The 16,197-nt window shown below is 38.2% G+C and carries 18 protein-coding genes and 1 other RNA gene; 6 read left to right on the forward strand and 13 right to left on the reverse strand.

What is annotated here, in order from left to right:
• Positions 1–83 precede the first annotated feature (83 nt).
• From mfd to CL42_RS00155, 5 genes are all read right to left on the reverse strand, one after another.
• Positions 84–3,542 carry a transcription-repair coupling factor gene (mfd, locus tag CL42_RS00135; RefSeq protein ID WP_035263636.1) on the reverse strand — a complete coding sequence of 1,153 codons (3,459 nt, stop codon included), beginning with the start codon at positions 3,540–3,542 and terminating at the stop codon, positions 84–86.
• Positions 3,543–3,643: 101 nt separating this feature from the next.
• Positions 3,644–3,994: a hypothetical protein gene (locus CL42_RS00140; RefSeq protein WP_035263638.1), complete on the reverse strand. Its 351-nt coding sequence runs from the start codon at positions 3,992–3,994 to the stop codon at positions 3,644–3,646.
• 99 nt (positions 3,995–4,093) lie between these two features.
• Positions 4,094–4,879 carry a glutathione S-transferase N-terminal domain-containing protein gene (locus tag CL42_RS00145; RefSeq protein ID WP_035263642.1) on the reverse strand — a complete coding sequence of 262 codons (786 nt, stop codon included), beginning with the start codon at positions 4,877–4,879 and terminating at the stop codon, positions 4,094–4,096.
• A gap of 30 nt (positions 4,880–4,909) precedes the next feature.
• Positions 4,910–5,419 carry a ribonuclease E activity regulator RraA gene (gene rraA, locus CL42_RS00150; protein ID WP_035263643.1) on the reverse strand — a complete coding sequence of 170 codons (510 nt, stop codon included), beginning with the start codon at positions 5,417–5,419 and terminating at the stop codon, positions 4,910–4,912.
• An 11-nt stretch (positions 5,420–5,430) separates the two neighbouring features.
• Complete coding sequence (locus CL42_RS00155; protein WP_035263645.1) at positions 5,431–6,096, reverse strand: nucleoside-diphosphate sugar epimerase; 666 nt, start codon at positions 6,094–6,096, stop codon at positions 5,431–5,433.
• A 215-nt stretch (positions 6,097–6,311) separates the two neighbouring features.
• Here CL42_RS00155 and rpsT point away from each other — a divergent pair, with 215 nt between their 5' ends.
• The gene (gene rpsT, locus CL42_RS00160; protein WP_035263646.1) at positions 6,312–6,581 is read left to right on the forward strand and encodes a 30S ribosomal protein S20; all 270 of its coding nucleotides are present in this window, start codon (positions 6,312–6,314) and stop codon (positions 6,579–6,581) included.
• Positions 6,582–6,658: 77 nt separating this feature from the next.
• Here the strand turns inward: rpsT and CL42_RS00165 are convergent, their stop codons facing one another.
• The 3 genes from CL42_RS00165 to CL42_RS17180 form a co-directional block, all read right to left on the reverse strand.
• Complete coding sequence (locus CL42_RS00165; RefSeq protein WP_035263648.1) at positions 6,659–7,396, reverse strand: histidine phosphatase family protein; 738 nt, start codon at positions 7,394–7,396, stop codon at positions 6,659–6,661.
• Positions 7,397–7,457: 61 nt separating this feature from the next.
• Positions 7,458–8,306, reverse strand: a complete 849-nt coding sequence (locus tag CL42_RS00170) for a 3'(2'),5'-bisphosphate nucleotidase CysQ family protein (RefSeq protein WP_035263649.1) — start codon at positions 8,304–8,306, stop codon at positions 7,458–7,460.
• Positions 8,307–8,627: 321 nt separating this feature from the next.
• Entirely contained in the window at positions 8,628–8,765 is a 138-nt protein-coding gene (locus CL42_RS17180; protein WP_171076720.1) for a hypothetical protein, read from the reverse strand.
• 297 nt (positions 8,766–9,062) lie between these two features.
• Here CL42_RS17180 and CL42_RS00175 point away from each other — a divergent pair, with 297 nt between their 5' ends.
• The 4 genes from CL42_RS00175 (at position 9,063) to CL42_RS00190 (ending at position 12,063) form a co-directional block, all read left to right on the forward strand.
• Entirely contained in the window at positions 9,063–9,755 is a 693-nt protein-coding gene (locus tag CL42_RS00175) for an HAD-IA family hydrolase (RefSeq protein WP_035263650.1), read from the forward strand.
• Positions 9,739–10,179 carry an RNA-binding S4 domain-containing protein gene (locus tag CL42_RS00180; RefSeq protein ID WP_035263651.1) on the forward strand — a complete coding sequence of 147 codons (441 nt, stop codon included), beginning with the start codon at positions 9,739–9,741 and terminating at the stop codon, positions 10,177–10,179. The genes CL42_RS00175 and CL42_RS00180 overlap by 17 nt, the downstream gene beginning before the upstream one ends.
• Positions 10,180–10,325: 146 nt before the next feature.
• Complete coding sequence (gene recA, locus CL42_RS00185; protein WP_035263652.1) at positions 10,326–11,369, forward strand: recombinase RecA; 1,044 nt, start codon at positions 10,326–10,328, stop codon at positions 11,367–11,369.
• Positions 11,370–11,436: 67 nt separating this feature from the next.
• Complete coding sequence (locus CL42_RS00190) at positions 11,437–12,063, forward strand: regulatory protein RecX (protein ID WP_035263653.1); 627 nt, start codon at positions 11,437–11,439, stop codon at positions 12,061–12,063.
• 27 nt (positions 12,064–12,090) lie between these two features.
• Here the strand turns inward: CL42_RS00190 and ffs are convergent.
• Positions 12,091–12,187: signal recognition particle sRNA small type (gene ffs, locus CL42_RS16590), an RNA gene on the reverse strand.
• Between the two features lie 285 nt (positions 12,188–12,472).
• On the opposite strand from ffs, the gene CL42_RS00195 reads away from it, so the two are divergent.
• Positions 12,473–13,300 carry a YbgF trimerization domain-containing protein gene (locus tag CL42_RS00195; protein WP_035263655.1) on the forward strand — a complete coding sequence of 276 codons (828 nt, stop codon included), beginning with the start codon at positions 12,473–12,475 and terminating at the stop codon, positions 13,298–13,300.
• A 46-nt stretch (positions 13,301–13,346) separates the two neighbouring features.
• Here the strand turns inward: CL42_RS00195 and lpxA are convergent, their stop codons facing one another.
• The 4 genes from lpxA to CL42_RS00215 are packed head-to-tail and all read right to left on the reverse strand — an operon-like array spanning position 13,347 to position 16,178.
• Complete coding sequence (gene lpxA / locus CL42_RS00200) at positions 13,347–14,135, reverse strand: acyl-ACP--UDP-N-acetylglucosamine O-acyltransferase (protein ID WP_035263657.1); 789 nt, start codon at positions 14,133–14,135, stop codon at positions 13,347–13,349.
• Complete coding sequence (gene fabZ, locus CL42_RS00205) at positions 14,132–14,614, reverse strand: 3-hydroxyacyl-ACP dehydratase FabZ (RefSeq protein WP_035263658.1); 483 nt, start codon at positions 14,612–14,614, stop codon at positions 14,132–14,134. Before fabZ ends, lpxA begins: the two co-directional genes overlap by 4 nt.
• 1 nt (position 14,615) lies before the next feature.
• Positions 14,616–15,686, reverse strand: coding sequence for a UDP-3-O-(3-hydroxymyristoyl)glucosamine N-acyltransferase (gene lpxD, locus CL42_RS00210; protein WP_035263660.1), 1,071 nt, complete (start codon positions 15,684–15,686; stop codon positions 14,616–14,618).
• Between the two features lie 3 nt (positions 15,687–15,689).
• On the reverse strand, positions 15,690–16,178 hold the full coding sequence (locus CL42_RS00215; RefSeq protein ID WP_035263662.1) for an OmpH family outer membrane protein: 489 nt from the start codon (positions 16,176–16,178) through the stop codon (positions 15,690–15,692).
• Between the last annotated feature and the right edge of the window lie 19 nt (positions 16,179–16,197).

The following is a 16,197-nucleotide window of genomic DNA, read 5'->3' on the forward strand; positions in this document are numbered from 1 at the left end:
CGCTAAAAAATCAACCTATAAAGTTGACTGTCAGCCAGTGCATTTTGAGCAATGAACAAGTATAGATTCAAGCCCAACTTAGATCAGTTGAGCCCTCTCATCAATTCATCTAAAAGATCATTAATAAACTGAATTCTTTTGTCATTTTCCTCAAGCATAACCATCACTTTCAGACGTTGACCACCGTCCATTCTAAAAAATGTCGGATGTTTTTGCATCATTTGGATAATACTCATCGCTTGAACAGGAGTATCAGGTGAAAATTCAATTTGGCCACCCTGCTTACTCAAATCAATCTTGGTAATACCTAATTTTTCTGCTTTTATACGCACCTGATGAACAGTAAAAAGATATTTCACTTGTTGAGGTAGCACACCAAAACGATCGATAAGCTCCATACGGATATGATCGAGTTTTTCTTGTGTATCCGTATTACTAATTCGCTTATAGAACAATAAACGCTGATGTACATCACCTAAATATTCATCTGGAATTAATGCAGGCATATGTAAACTAATTTCAGCCGTGAGTGACAAAGGGGCATCAAAGTTAGGAGTCTTACCATTTTGGATGGCTTTAGTCGCTTTCTCAAGCATTTCCATATATAGACTATATCCAATTGCATGCATTGAACCACTTTGCTGCTCACCTAGAAGCTCGCCTGCTCCACGTATTTCTAAATCCTCTGTCGCCAATACAAAACCAGCGCCTAAAGTAGAAGCACGCTGAATGGCATCAAGTCGTTTTTCAGCATCACCTTTTAAGCCTTTAATAGACGGAACCATCAGATACGCATAGGCTTGATGATGAGAGCGCCCCACACGACCACGCAGTTGATGAAGTTGTGCCAAACCTAACTTGTCTGCTCGCTCGATGATAATTGTATTGGCATTTGGTACATCAATTCCCGTTTCAATAATGGTCGAACACACCAATACATTATATTCTTTATGATAAAACTGCTGCATGACCTGTTCTAACTCACGCTCACGCATTTGACCATGCGCAACTGCAACCCGAGCTTCAGGAACTAACAACCGAATATTTTCAGCCGCTCGTTCAATGGTATCCACTTCATTATGCAAAATATAAACCTGACCACCACGTAATAGTTCACGCAAGATCGCCTCTTTCATCGTGGCATCGGTCTGCTCATTGACAAAGGTCTTAACAGCGAGACGGCGTGCAGGTGGTGTAGCAATAATTGAGAGGTCACGCATACCTGAAAACGCCATATTTAAGGTACGCGGGATTGGCGTAGCGGTTAGCGTCAGCATATCTACATCGGCACGCATCGCTTTAATACGTTCTTTATCTCGCACACCAAAGCGATGTTCTTCATCAACAATCATCAATCCAAGTTGTTTAAACTGGACATTTTCCTGCAAAATTTTATGCGTTCCAATGACGATATCAACTTTACCCTCTGCCAAATCTTCGATCGTTTTTAAGTGTGTTTTATTTGAGCCAAATCGAGATAACACTTCAATACGGATAGGCCAATCAGCAAATCGATCTTTGAAAGATTCATAATGCTGTTGCGCAAGTAAAGTTGTTGGAACTAAAACAGCAACTTGCTTATTGTTCTGTACAGCAACAAAAGCAGCTCTCATCGCTACTTCTGTCTTACCAAATCCAACATCACCACAGACTAAACGATCCATTGGTTTAGCTTGTTGCATGTCGTATAAAGTCGCTTCGATAGCATTCGCTTGATCAAGCGTTTCTTCATAAGCAAAACCACTGACAAACTGCATATAAGTAGTGTGATCTAATTCAAATTGAATACCTGGTTTTGAGTGGCGTCTTGCTTGAATATGAAGAAGTTCGGCTGCAACATCATGTATCTGTTCTAGTGCTTTGCGCTTAGCTTTATTCCAAGCATCAGTACCAAGTTTATGCAGTGGTGCTAAATCAGGATCACCTCCACTGTATCGACTAATCAGATGCAAATTGGTGACAGGAACATAGACTTTGGCATCATCAGCATAATTAAGTTGCAAAAATTCGTGGTCTTGATCATCAATACATAAAGTCACTAATCCCGCATAGCGACCTACACCGTGATCAATATGAACTACAGGAGCACCTATACTTAATTCAGTTAAACTTTTAACTAAGAACTCTTCAGAAACTTCATGCTGGCGTTTTCTACGGCGTTGTACAACACGATGCTCATAGAGTTGATTTTCTGAAATGACAGATATTTGTCCTTTAATCTCCAAGCCACGCTCAAGTGGTGCATGCGTTACTGCTACTGAATATTGTTGATTAATAAACTCCTGATAATGCTCTACAACAGGAATTTCACCCATACTTGCTCGCAAGGAGTCCTTTAACGATTCACGACGTCCCGCACTTTCAGCGACGAGTAAGACAGGGTGTTGCGCAGCATCAATAAATGATTTTACAGCATGAAATGGCTGTTGATGTTTAGGCTCTACCGCTAAACGAGGTGGCTGTTCAGCAGAGGTATTAATTACACCCGCTTTAGGTTCAAAAACTTCGTCAGATGCGATAATACGAGGAAACTGATTGAGTTGTTCAAAAATTTGATTTTGTTGAAAGAAGATTTGTTCTGGAGCTAATAAAGGTTGATCAACATTATGACGTCGGTCTTCATAACGCTGATAAATATCTTTCCAAAATTGAGTTAATTCACTTTCAATATTGCGATCTGTAATGACAATGGAATGATTTGGTAAGTATGATGTAATACTACTTTGTTCTAGCATTTCTTTTTTTGAAAAGAACAGCGGAAAGTAATAGTCCAATCCCGGTGAAGATATACCCTCCATTACATCCTGATAAATTGGATTTTTTTTCGGGTTCGCCGTTGGAAACTCTTCAGCATAACGGTCTCGAAATTGAGCTCTACCTTCTTTTAAAGGAAACTCTTTAGCTGGTAAAACCTTAAAATGTTCAAGTTTCGTCGTGGTCCTTTGAGTTTCTGGATCAAAAAATTTTAAAGAATCAATTTCATCATCAAACAAATCTATTCGAATTGGAGCATCTTGCCCCGAAGCAAAAATATCAACTAAACTTCCCCGAACAGCAAATTCTCCATGATCATATACAGTATCGACCAAATGATAACCAGCCTGAATCAGGCGTTGTTTCTGCTTTTCTAAATCAAATTTTTGCCCAACGCTAATATCAAAATGCTCACCTAACACCCAAGACGTCGGCGCAACACGTTGTGCCAAAGTTGTGCTTGAAATGAGTAGTATCCCTTTTGCTGGCATATTAGAGAGCACTGATAATCTTTCTGAGACAATATCTTGATGCGGAGACAACCGATCGTAAGGTAAGATCTCCCAATCTGGAAAGATGGTGGGCTTCACACCATAAAATTCAAGTTCACTCTCAAGTTGAGCTAAATGTTGATTATTTCTAGCTACCAGAACAAAGAGTCGATCAGAGTTTTGACTTATTTCTTTTAAAAGCAAAGCGATGGCAGAGCCTTTAAGCGCCCCTAACCATCTTTTTTCGCCAGATTTTATTTGTGATAGATTAAGTTGAGAAATTTCTTTTTGGAACATGAAGATCGCTTTAAAAGTCTGGTAGGACATTGCACTATTTTATCATGTTCAAAATCGAGAATGAGTTATTTTTAGATATCACAAACATTCAGTCGCAAACATTAGCGCTCACGTTTGAATTCACGATAATAATCATTGAGCAATATCACGAATTTTTTTAACTGTTCTAGATTCTGTTGATTATTACCTAATCTCGTAGTAAAACGACCTGTATTCAACTCAAGATCTATTTTCTCTTTGATCAACATTCCCCGATAAAATAAATTTTCCAAATCATCAAAACGAGTAACCTTTCGGTTCGAAAAATATGACAATCTTTCATTTAGTTCATTCAAAACAACGTCATCGATAATATATCCTAATTCAGGATCATAACGAATTTGATGAGTCTGTAAATAAACTTGCTCAGCCGATGGTTTTTTTTGAAACAAATCAGAAATTTTTTTAAACATAGTTTGGGAAGAAAAGCTGAAAACTCAAAATGATGGTCTATCTTAGCATCTGGTCACGAATACACCTATATTCATGACCAAAAAGCACTCAAACTAAAATTAACCGTAATTTTTTCTTAAATATTCTACAATCTTCTTCGATTCGAACAACTTTACGCCTGTGTTAGGATCAACTAAGTACGGGACTTGTATATCCTTCCCTTTGCGATTCATTACCTTTACAACCTGCTCGCGTTTACCGCCAGCCAAAGGAATATATTTCCCAGGCTTCAATCTTAAAATCGCTGGTCCTTGATCCTGCCAACGCTCTTTAGCGACATTGTGAAACTTAAAAGGTAATTCAAGTTCTGTGAGTTCAGCGCGCACGATTCTGGTGTATGGACTCGCTTCAAACCCCCACAGCTCAATTAAATGCTTGGGTTGTGGTCTCTGCTTAATCGCTTTATTTATAAAAATCCCACGAGCACCATTAATCAGTGTTCCAGCTAGAGCAACTACAGGCAATTTGGGGTAATGTGAGAATTGCTTCGGTGTTTGACCTTTCTCACCATAATGCTTAAAAAGATAGTGAATAATATCCTGAGACTCGTAAAGTTTAGCCCCAGTATTTTCATCAATCAAAAAAGGAAATTGAATCTTACCACCAAGTGTTTCCACTTGATCTCGATAGACCCTTCCACCTTTCGGACAAGGATACACTTCGTAGTCAAGATTAAGTAAAGTCAACACCTCTCTTACACGACGACAGAATGGTGATCCTTCAAATTCGTAAAGCTTTAATGCTTTTTCTGGCTGTTTAGGAAACGGTGTACCTGAAGTCCCACGTCCACCTTCTGCAACAGCTGAAGCTAGCGCCTGAGCCACTTTTAATTGATGAATCACCATACTGATTACCTCGTTTTTGTTTTATTTAAATTAATCGACTAATTTTGTCTTGGACACAATAATTCCATTATTGTCTGCATAGATATAATCACCTGGTTGGATTGTGATATTTCCAATTTGAATCGTGATATTGGTTTCGCCCACCCCTTTGCGATTACTTTTTTGAGGTATAGCCGCAAGTGCGTGCACGCCTAGATTTAAACTCGCAATGGCATCAACATCTCTAACACAACCATTAATAATGACACCACTCCACCCATATTTAACGGCAGACTCAGCAATCATATCTCCCATCAATGCACAACGCATGGAAGAACCACCATCTACAACTAAAACTTTGCCTTGCCCATCTGTAGCGAGTAACTCTTTTACTCGTGAATTGTCCTCAAAACATTTAACAGTGACAGCTTCACCCCCAAAGCTTTTTACACCGCCGTAACTTTTGAAGAATTTTCCATCAATAGATGGATACAATACTTGAATATCTAAATCAGGATGGTCATCCAGTAAATCACACGTCACAAATGTTGGCGTTGTCACTTTTTATACCCTCAGTTATGTTTTTGAATCTCTAAATTATCATAAATCTTAATTTTTTCATTTTGAGTTCTTGCGCTCACGACCATAGTATTAGCGACTTGCTCTGCTGTCACTGGCTTATATTTGAATGTATTTGGCAGAAATTGCGATACTCGCTTGAAAATACTCTGAGAAATATCTTCGAGTGTCCTTGTTTCAGCTCTTTCACCAATTAAGAGTGAAGGTCGAATGATCGCCAATTGATAGAGTGATAATGATTTTAGATAATTTTCTAACTTTCCCTTCACTTGATTATAAAAGAATGGAGATCTTTCATTCGCACCTTCCGCACTTACAATTGCAAAAAAAGTATCGGTATTCACGAGCAAATCAGCAAAATGAGCATTTATCTCAAAATCGATATTGTAAAAATTTTCTTTAGAGCCTGCTTTTTTAATTGTACTTCCTAGGCAACTAAACGCATGTGAGAATCCAGAAGCGTCCTCATCATTTAACATTAAAAAGTCATCAATGACCAACTGATCAACTTTAGTGAACTTTTCAAATTGTTCATCATGCTTACGAACAACTACGACAATTCTGTCGCAATCTACCAATTGATTCAAATGATTTACCAAAGATCGACCAACTAAACCAGTTGCCCCTATAACTATTGCACTTTTAATATTTTTAATCATTTTTTCGCCATTCCTTCCAATATTCATATAATCTAACGCGCTAACCGCATTTTATCTGCATCAAAAATGTTGTCAAAGCATGTCAAGACTTGACTTTGCCGCATCATTTAATCACAATATGGCACTTGTTTACGGGCTGGTGTAAATTCTTCTAATGTTTGTATTTAGTTGAAATTTCAGCCCGCCCAGACCAATCAATTTCAAGGAGTGCACGAGTGGCAAACTCTGCTCAAGCAAAAAAACGTGCTCGTCAAAACGTTAAAGCACGTAAACACAACGCAAGCTTACGTTCTATGGTTCGTACTTACCTTAAACGCACAGTAGCAGCGATCGCTGCAGGTGACTATGCAGCAGCTTCTGAAGCTTACAAAACTGCAGTACCTGTAATCGACCGTATGGCTGACAAAGGTATCATCCACAAGAACAAAGCTGCTCGTCATAAGAGCCGTTTAAATGCACAAGTTAAAGCTTTAGCTTCTAACTAAGTTGCGTTAAAAAAAGCCCTTTAAGGGCTTTTTTATATCTTAAATTTATCAATAATGCTTAAAAAATATTAAAATTACTATCTTTCTTGCTCTATAAATTCACGAATAGACAGCTCATTAGATTCACCACGCCATATCCATTTCAATTTTGCATCTATAAATGCTTCACCTTCAAACCAAACAAACAAACCTTCCATCATTTCTGGCCAATCCTGCTGACGAATCTGTGTTTTACCTGAAATCACAGCCAGAATACCAGCCAGAATAGTGTCATGGCTAACCGCCAAACTTAATCCATGATTCTGTTGAGGGTGAGTTTGATAAAGCAAATGTAAAACATCAACCACACCTGTAATTGGCTGCTTCATCCCAGGTAAGGTATTGTTTACAAAGCTATTGATAAAGCCCAAAGCACCTTGTTGCTTAAAATATGGCGCAGCTTGATCGATATCTAAAACGAAGCTACCAGGCTCGACCAAAAGCCCCTGCTCAACAATTTTAATATGATGGGTATTTGACTTAGGATTGATTTGATCAGCACCTTGAATCATCAGTGCTGCAGTATCAATACAACGTTGAATTGGACTAGAAATACAGTGTTCAATCACACGATCTGTTTGATCAATAAGATAAGCCCCCCAAGCCTGCGCCAGATCCTTACCTTGATCTGTTAATTGCAAATCATATCCAGCGAGTCCTTGGCCCACCACCATTTCACGTATTGAGTGGCGAGTAAATAGTGTAACAGGCACAGCAACATCGGGCAGTAAATCAACCGCTCTGAGCATACTTGGAGGAAGCAACTTCAGCGACATAATAATTCTAATAAATGAAATTAATTTGACTATAACACGATGAAATTATAGTTCCACTCCCCTAAAGTACATTTGACAACGCATCTAAAGCCAATTGCCTCATTTCAGGATCACGATAGGCGATAAAACCATTATTCAAAACAGTATCACGCTGATTATAGGTAAATGGCACAGAATCTAAGGTCACTAACCCCCCCCCTATACTCTCTAGCAAGCCTTGTCCAGCACTGGTGTCCCACTCAGAGGTTGGATGAAATCTTGGGTAAATATCTATCTCACCTTCAAGCATCATGCAAAATTTATAAGCACTTCCAGCTTCACGACGTATAACCGGTATTTCTCTTTCAATATAATCAATATATTGTTGATACTTAGGATTTTTACTACTATGACTCAGTCCAATTTGGATGGCATCGACTGGTGAGGCTTTAAATTTGCAATATTTTTCCCAAATATTGTTCATAAATGAATATTTATAAGGAAGATCCGTCAAATAGCCCATATACATAACTTGCTCTGTCGGCACGACTATAACTGAAAATACAGTTTGATGGTTCTGAATAAGACTCAGATTAATCGTAAATTCATCACGCTCATGAATAAACTCCTTCGTACCATCCAAAGGGTCTAGCATCCAACATTGAGGCCATTCATGTCGCTCTGAATAATCACTTTCTTCAGAAATGATCGGAATATCAGGTGTAAGTTTTGCAAGCTCTCTGAGCAGATATTGATTGACCTTTAAATCTGCTTGAGTTACAGGAGAATGGTCATCTTTTTCGTTGATTTTAAAATCACGTCCAGCACAATAGTTTTGATATTCTTCTAATAATATTTGGCTTGCAACAGCCAAAATCGGAACCAAATTTAACATTTGTTGATCTTGGGGAGCATGCGTTGTGATAAACATGGATAAAACCTATTTTTTCTGGCGCTACACACTCTAAGCACGACGATCATATTAAGAACCTCAGCCTAAAATGCAGCGTGATTTAATTTGCATTGTTGGATTTATATTTATAGGAGCAAACCTATAAATATAACCACTTTGAAACACATAACCCATTTCAATCATAAGAACTCTAACACTTTTAAAACAAAATCCGAAGCGTGATTGCCAACAACCCTCAATACATCTTAAATAACACCCGCAATAGTTCCAAAAATCAGAGCGCGCCTTAGAGTCAGTATCAACAATAAAAAACAAGCCTTCTTAAAGAAGGCTTGTTTTTTATTTTTGCTCTTTGACTGGACTTTCAGGCTGTTCATTCGGTTTTTTTACAGGCTCTTTATTTTTAAAAGAGTCCTGATTCCCTTTATCCTCATTAGATTCTTTGTGTGGTTTCGAACTATTATCATGTTTTGTCATACTTCAAACTCCTATGCACCATTTTCAAAAAATATGATGCTTTCATAGCGACTTCTATACTATTTTTGTATTCATTTTCAAGATCTAAATTTGTGACCTCACACATCTAATTCGATATAATATGAATGGAATGAAATATAGAAGTCACCACGCACACCCATTCTTGAAGTTCAATTTTAAAATGCTGATGCGAGTCCAACCTTTTGCATCAAATGATGGTGTAAATCCATATTTAAATAACACCCATTTTGTTGTTTTTATTTGTGCTAAATTGCAACAATACCTGAGGAAAGATGAATGAATAAACCCATCATCATGTTCGACATGGATGGAACCCTACTCGATCTTGCTTTTGACGATTTAATTTGGAATCACAAACTCCCTGAGCGACATGCCAAAACTCATCAAATCAGTTTAGAGCAGAGCAATCAAATTCTATTTAAATTTTATCAAGATCATAAGCACACGCTCGATTGGTATTCTACGCGCTTTTGGACAGCCAAAGTCGGCGTTGATACTTTCCAGCTTCAACACGATCACAAAGAATTCATCAAGCCGAGACAGGGATGCATTGCGTTATTATCAAGCCTTAAGCAAGCTGGATACCGAATATGGTTAGTCACCAATGCTGATGAAAGAGGATTGGCATTGAAAATGAATCAAGTTGACCTCACCTCTTATTTTGAAGTGATGATCAGTAGTGAAACAATCGGTTTTGCTAAAGAGCGTTTTGAATTTTGGGATCAATTACAGCACATGCACCCATTTGAACCTCGTCACTGCGTTCTCGTTGATGATACTGCGGTTGTACTCGAAGGTGCTAAATCTTTTGGTATTGAGCATCTAATCACAATTACCCAACCATCTAGCGCTCAACCTGAGCGTGAAAGGTCTAAACTTCAGTATCCTGCAATCAATTATCTAAGATCATTAATCCCCTATTTAGACCAAATTAACCATGAGAAAGAAATGAATGTCAAAACAGCATGAAACTAAAATCACAGATTCAATGCGAATTGATAAGTGGCTTTGGGCAGCACGCTTTTTTAAAACCCGCTCAATTGCCAAAGCAGCAATCGAAGGTGGTAAAGTTCATCACAACAATGATCGTGTTAAAGTTTCCAGAGAAGTACGTGTAGGAATGGAGTTAACGATTCAGCAGGGATTTGAAAAGAAAACCGTCATTGTGAAAGCATTATCATCTGTACGAGGCGGGGCACCTACTGCACAATTACTATATGAAGAAACTGAAGTCAGTATCGCGCGTCGTGAGTTGCTTTCTGCACAAAGAAAATTGCATAATCTTGCACGACCAGATCATCGACCAAGCAAAAAAGATCGACGTGATATTACAAGATTCCGTCAACAAAATGGTCAGCAATATGACGAAGTTTGGTCATACGATGATGAATAAGTTAAAGCGACAAATACTGTCGTTTTGAAGTTTAAAATTATAGAACAGTCCGATTTTTTCTGTCACTATAAATGCCGTGGACATTAGACTTAATTAAAGACATCCACTTAAGTTATCAGTGATTTACATCGTTTTGAGGTTATGAGATGGATGATAATAAAAGCAAAGCACTGAGTGCTGCTTTAAGCCAAATTGAAAAACAATTTGGTAAAAATACGGTAATGCGCCTTGGTGACAATACTGTTCAAGCTGTAGAAGCTGTATCTACAGGCTCTCTTACACTGGATATCGCATTAGGTATTGGTGGTTTACCTAAAGGCCGTATTATTGAAATTTATGGTCCAGAATCATCAGGTAAAACCACCATGACACTTCAAGCGATTGCGCAATGTCAAAAAGCTGGTGGTACTTGTGCATTTATTGATGCTGAGCATGCTTTAGATCCTCAATATGCTCGCAAACTTGGTGTAGATATCGATAACTTATTGGTGTCACAACCTGATCACGGTGAACAAGCACTAGAAATTGCAGATATGCTGGTACGATCTGGCGCTATCGATTTAATTGTTGTCGATTCTGTAGCAGCCTTAACCCCTAAAGCCGAAATTGAGGGTGAAATGGGTGACTCTCATATGGGTCTACAAGCACGCTTGATGAGCCAAGCATTGCGTAAAATTACAGGTAATGCAAAGCGCTCCAACTGCATGGTGATCTTCATTAACCAAATTCGTATGAAAATTGGAGTCATGTTTGGAAGTCCAGAAACCACTACTGGTGGTAATGCGCTCAAATTCTATGCTTCTGTACGCTTAGATATTCGCCGCATTGGTCAAGTGAAAGAAGGCGATGAGATTGTTGGTTCTGAAACACGCGTTAAAGTGGTGAAGAACAAAATGGCACCTCCTTTCCGTGAAGCATTATTCCAAATCATGTACGGTAAAGGTACAAATCAGCTTGCTGAATTGGTCGATCTCGCTGTACAACAAGAACTTGTTCAAAAAGCTGGTGCTTGGTATTCATATCAAGGCAACAAGATTGGACAAGGTAAGAACAACGTGATTCGTCACCTTGAGGAAAATCCTCAACTTGCACAAGATCTTGATCGCATGATTCGTGAACAATTGTTAACCACAGCGACACCAGCTCCAACTGAAGAAAATGACGAAGAAGCAGATTTATTTGAAGTATAATTTTTCAAAAATTTGAAATCGAAGCGCCCAAATTCTGGGCGCTTTTGTTTAAGTGCATGGATTTAAAATGTCAGAGAAGTTTCCCAAGTTCATTCATTATGAGCAATTAAAATCAATAATGAATGAAGATGAACCTCAACATCTCATCAATGATCAACACTCGGCTAGTCAACACCTAACCGATCAAGCACCAGATGAATGTGATTTAGATGATACTCATTCATCAGTTCTAGCACAGAATAAAGGCTTAACAGGGACTCGTTTGAGATCGTATGCATTTGCAGTCTTAACTCGCAAAGAATACTCAAAAAAAGACTTAATTGATAAACTTGCTTTGTATGCACAAAATAAGGAAGAGGTTTTGAGCTTAGTTGATGAGCTAGCGCGAGAAAATTATCAAAGTGATGCTCGCGTTGCAGAAATGACGGTACGCAGCCAATTACGTAAAGGAAAAGGTCCAAATCGAATAAAGCTAGCGCTTAAAAGCAAACACGTTGATAAAGCGTTGGCTGAACCAGAAATGGAAGAAATAGATTGGTATGAACAAGCATACTTATTGAAGGTCAAAAAATATGGCTATGAAGTTGCTCAGGACGCAAAATTAAAAGCAAAACAAATTCGCTTTTTACAATATAGAGGCTTTGAAATGGATGCGATTATGAAAGCTATAAAACGAAAAGAGAATGAAGAATAAGAAATAAAATTATTATAATGGTGGCAACCCTACTAGCAAAACTCCGGCACATTATAGTTCTGATACCGTTGCTACCTTCCGGTCCTGGCGGGGTTCTCAGAGTACAATTGCGAAGCCACCAGCAGGGCTACCATTGCAAGAACAGAGTATAGAGATTTTTAACGATCTTGCAAGACCATAATGGGCTTTAAAGGCACTAAAAAAGTTCAAGTGAATATTTACTAATCTATTAACAACAAACTTGATATTTTTCATCTAAATAACTTCAACTTAAATTTCTTCATTTATACAGTTTCATTGTAAATTTATATTGATTTTAAATGCTATGACGTTTTTAATGATCTGATTATTAAGAATTGAAAATACTCAAAGTTCAAATTTGAGTATGGACACATATGGAATAATGAACATGCTCAATAAGCGTACTTTTCTTGCACTAGCATTGATGAGCTCAACATCAGTTTTTGCCAATATTCCTATCGAATCAAAAGGATTAAGCCAAAATTCGAGTTTGAACCAAACAGCAGTCGCAGCGAATAACACCGCTACAGCCCCTACCAACACCAGTTGGCAGCTTATCCAACAAAATCAACGCTTAGAAAATCAAATTCGTGCACTTCAAGGCAAATTAGAAGAACAAGAACATCAAATTAATCAACTGACCAACGAATTAAAAAATCGCTATACAGATCTAGATCAAAGATTAGAACTCCTTCAACAAAAAATTGATCCTGTGGAGGAGTCCAATGCCGATGATCCTAATGCTGCACCACCCATTCCTAACGAGCCAACTGCACCAAGCACTAGCACTAACTCCAATACCACAGCATCACAAAATGCAACGAACTTGAATCAAACCAACCAACAAGAACTTGATAAAGCGGCTTATACAGTTGCCTTAGATGCATACAAACAAGGTGGCGCAAAAAAAGCCATTGCACCTATGCAAAACTTTGTACGTAACAATCCAAATAGTGTGTATACAGGTAATGCCTATTTTTGGTTAGCTGAATTCAATTTAGCAATTGAACCACCCAATTATGAAGAAGCAAGAAAACACTATGAAACTGTCGCTTCGAAGTTTCCAAATTCAGGAAAAGCACCGCGATCTTTATATCAGCTGTATAGCATCGCGAAAGATGTAAATAAAAACGCTCAAACTGCTGAAATTTATAAAAATAAACTACTAAGCACCTATCCTGACTCAGAAGAAGCTGGATATTTCAAAAAAAGTTAAATAAAAAAGACATCATAAGATGTCTTTTTTTTGCTAGCAAAAGCTCTTAACGAACAATACCGCGCTTAGATTCATTTAGAGAATCTATGAGGAGCTGAGCTTCAGAAACATTTGGTAAAATTTCAGCAGTAATCTGCTCAATGGCTTGTTGTGTCGTCAGACCACTTTTATAAATCAACTTAAATGATTCTCGTAAACCATTGATTACATCTTTGGACCAACCCTTACGACGCATACCTTCTACATTCATTCCAAATGCATGCGCCGGATTACCAGACACCATCACATAAGCAGGAACATCCTTCAAAATCAATGATGCTCCACCAATCATGCTGTATGAGTCGATTTTACAGAATTGATGAATACCGGAGTTGCCACCGACAACAACGAAGTCACCAACATGCACATGACCTGCGACACCAACATTGTTTGCAAAAATGTTGTTATTACCCACCACACAGTCATGCGCAATATGCGTATTGACCATCAACAGATTATTACTACCAATTTTAGTAATACTTTGATCCTGCACTGTACCGCGATGCAGACTGCAATGCTCACGAATTTTGTTGTTGTCTCCAATCTCAAGCCAAGTTTCTTCACCTGCATACTTAAGATCCTGACACACCTCACCCACACTGGCAAACTGGAAAATTTCGTTTGATTTACCGATGCGAGTATATCCACCAACCACCACATGAGAATGTAATACTGTCCCACTATCAATCGTCACATGAGGACCAATAATCGAATAAGGACCAATTTTTACATCAGAAGCAATCGTTGCCGTAGGATCAATAATTGCTGTAGGGTGGATTAAATCACTGTTACTCATGCTTGCTCTAATTTCTGATGAGAGATAATAATTTCAGCTGTCGCTGCAATTACACCATCAACGCTCGCACTACAAAGATACTTGTAAATACCACGTTTCTGCATTACAAGCTCTGATTTTAACACGAGTTGATCACCAGGAACGACTTGTTTTTTAAAACGAACTTTTTCAGCGCCAGCGAAAAGAAAAAGTGAACCAGGTTTGGGTTTTTCATTGTTCATGATAAAGCCAAGAACGCCAGAAATTTGTGCCATCGCCTCAACGATTAAGACACCCGGCATGATTGGATAACCTGGAAAATGACCTTGCATAAACTCTTCATTTATGGAGACATTTTTAAATCCGACAATTCCATTCTCAGTCACTTCTGTAACACGGTCTACCAATAGAAATGGATAACGATGCGGCAAATATTCACGAATTGTTTGAATATTCATCGGCAATTCAGGAATTGAAAAAGATAAAGTAGACTCTGTCATATTATTTACGCAATTTTAAAGTTGATTCGATTGACTCTAACTGAGCCTGCATATCATCTATTTGTTTGACTAATTTGGTCAATGGCACATCTGCTAATTGTCTTAGACGAACAACTGTTCGTTTCCAACGAGAATTTTCGAGCAATCCCATTCCTGAAGAATATGTACCAGCTTCTAAAATGCTACCTGTGACCATTGACATTCCAGTTAGCGTCACATTATCTACAATTTTTAGATGTCCTGAGATACCACAAGCACCTGCAAGGATACAGTTTTTGCCAATCACAGTACTGCCCGCGATACCGCATTTTGCAGCAATCGCAGTATTTTCACCGATTTGAACGTTGTGTGCGACTTGCACAAGATTATCAATAATCACACCATCATGAAGTATAGTGTCATCCAAAGCGCCACGATCAATACTACAGTTAGAACCAATTCTGACATCATTTCCAATTTGAATAGACCCGAGTTGAGCAATTCGGTTCCACTTACCTTGATAAGGAGCAAAGCCAAAACCCTCTCCTCCAATTACGGTATTCGCATGGATACGAACACGTTTAGCAATTTTAGATCGACCCGTAATCGTGACATGCGAATCAATGAAACAATCCTCACCGATTTCAACATACTCATCAATTTTAGTTTGCGAATGAATTACTGTATTTGAACCAATCACGGCATGTGGGCCAACTACAACGTAATGACCAATGTATACATTATCTCCAATCATAGCACTCGGATCGATTACTGCGGTGGCCTCGATTCCACGTTGCACAGTTTTAGATTCGAACACATGAGTTAAAATCGCGAAAGCAAGATACGGATTTTGTACGACAATAAAATTATTATGCTGATTAAGCTGAGCCTGCATCTCAGAAGTGACAATTAAGGCACCTGCTTGAGATGAAATCGCTTCGTCTAAATACTTATCAGAATTTACAAAAGAAATTTGGTTTGAGTTCGCTTGAGTTAAACTTGCAAGACCCTCTAGCAACAGATCTGCATCACCAATAACTTGGCCTTGTACAAGTTTGGCCAAGTGATCGAGACGAAATTGATTTGATTTCATTGACTATTTGATTGCATTAACCTTTTGAATCATTTTAGCAGTTAAATCGTATTTTGGGTCATATGCCAAGGCAGCATTTTTATTTAAAACTAAATCAAGATTATTTTCTTTGCGCAATTGTTCAGCAATTTGTTTAATTCTTGAGTCAAAAACTTTGTTTGTATTTTGAATGGTGCTTTGAACACGTGATTGAACAGTCTGTTGTAAAGATTGAAATTCGTTCATCTTCGTTTGATATTGAGAGGATAGTTGCTGGGCATTCGATTGATTGGCTTGAGCTGATTTAGCCAACGCTTCAATTTCTTTACCTAACTGTTCCAACTTTACCGTTTGCGGTTTAATTGTCTGCTCAAGCTGAGCATTCTGCTGCTTTAAATACGTGCTATTTTCTACCACTTTTTCTAAATCGATTACCCCATATCCTGCTGCATGTGCAAAGCCAACTACAGATGTGAGTAAAGCCGTTGATATCATTGTTTTAAATATATTCATTATTATTCCTTTTAAGGCA

The sequence above is a fragment of the Acinetobacter sp. Ver3 genome (genome assembly GCF_000632455.1).
Lineage (GTDB): Bacteria > Pseudomonadota > Gammaproteobacteria > Pseudomonadales > Moraxellaceae > Acinetobacter.

Bases quoted from the DNA above. Each gene is read 5' to 3' on its own strand.
- lpxA (WP_035263657.1), bottom strand. From the start codon at position 14,135: ATGAGTAACAGTGATTTAATCCACCCTACAGCAATTATTGATCCTACG.
- lpxD (WP_035263660.1), bottom strand. From the start codon at position 15,686: ATGAAATCAAATCAATTTCGTCTCGATCACTTGGCCAAACTTGTACAA.
- recA (WP_035263652.1), top strand. From the start codon at position 10,326: ATGGATGATAATAAAAGCAAAGCACTGAGTGCTGCTTTAAGCCAAATT.
- CL42_RS00195 (WP_035263655.1), top strand. From the start codon at position 12,473: ATGCTCAATAAGCGTACTTTTCTTGCACTAGCATTGATGAGCTCAACA.
- CL42_RS00190 (WP_035263653.1), top strand. From the start codon at position 11,437: ATGTCAGAGAAGTTTCCCAAGTTCATTCATTATGAGCAATTAAAATCA.
- CL42_RS00155 (WP_035263645.1), bottom strand. From the start codon at position 6,096: ATGATTAAAAATATTAAAAGTGCAATAGTTATAGGGGCAACTGGTTTA.
- CL42_RS00175 (WP_035263650.1), top strand. From the start codon at position 9,063: ATGAATAAACCCATCATCATGTTCGACATGGATGGAACCCTACTCGAT.
- CL42_RS00215 (WP_035263662.1), bottom strand. From the start codon at position 16,178: ATGAATATATTTAAAACAATGATATCAACGGCTTTACTCACATCTGTA.
- CL42_RS17180 (WP_171076720.1), bottom strand. From the start codon at position 8,765: ATGACAAAACATGATAATAGTTCGAAACCACACAAAGAATCTAATGAG.
- mfd (WP_035263636.1), bottom strand. From the start codon at position 3,542: ATGTTCCAAAAAGAAATTTCTCAACTTAATCTATCACAAATAAAATCT.
- CL42_RS00165 (WP_035263648.1), bottom strand. From the start codon at position 7,396: ATGTCGCTGAAGTTGCTTCCTCCAAGTATGCTCAGAGCGGTTGATTTA.
- CL42_RS00145 (WP_035263642.1), bottom strand. From the start codon at position 4,879: ATGGTGATTCATCAATTAAAAGTGGCTCAGGCGCTAGCTTCAGCTGTT.
- CL42_RS00170 (WP_035263649.1), bottom strand. From the start codon at position 8,306: ATGTTTATCACAACGCATGCTCCCCAAGATCAACAAATGTTAAATTTG.
- CL42_RS00140 (WP_035263638.1), bottom strand. From the start codon at position 3,994: ATGTTTAAAAAAATTTCTGATTTGTTTCAAAAAAAACCATCGGCTGAG.
- fabZ (WP_035263658.1), bottom strand. From the start codon at position 14,614: ATGACAGAGTCTACTTTATCTTTTTCAATTCCTGAATTGCCGATGAAT.
- CL42_RS00180 (WP_035263651.1), top strand. From the start codon at position 9,739: ATGTCAAAACAGCATGAAACTAAAATCACAGATTCAATGCGAATTGAT.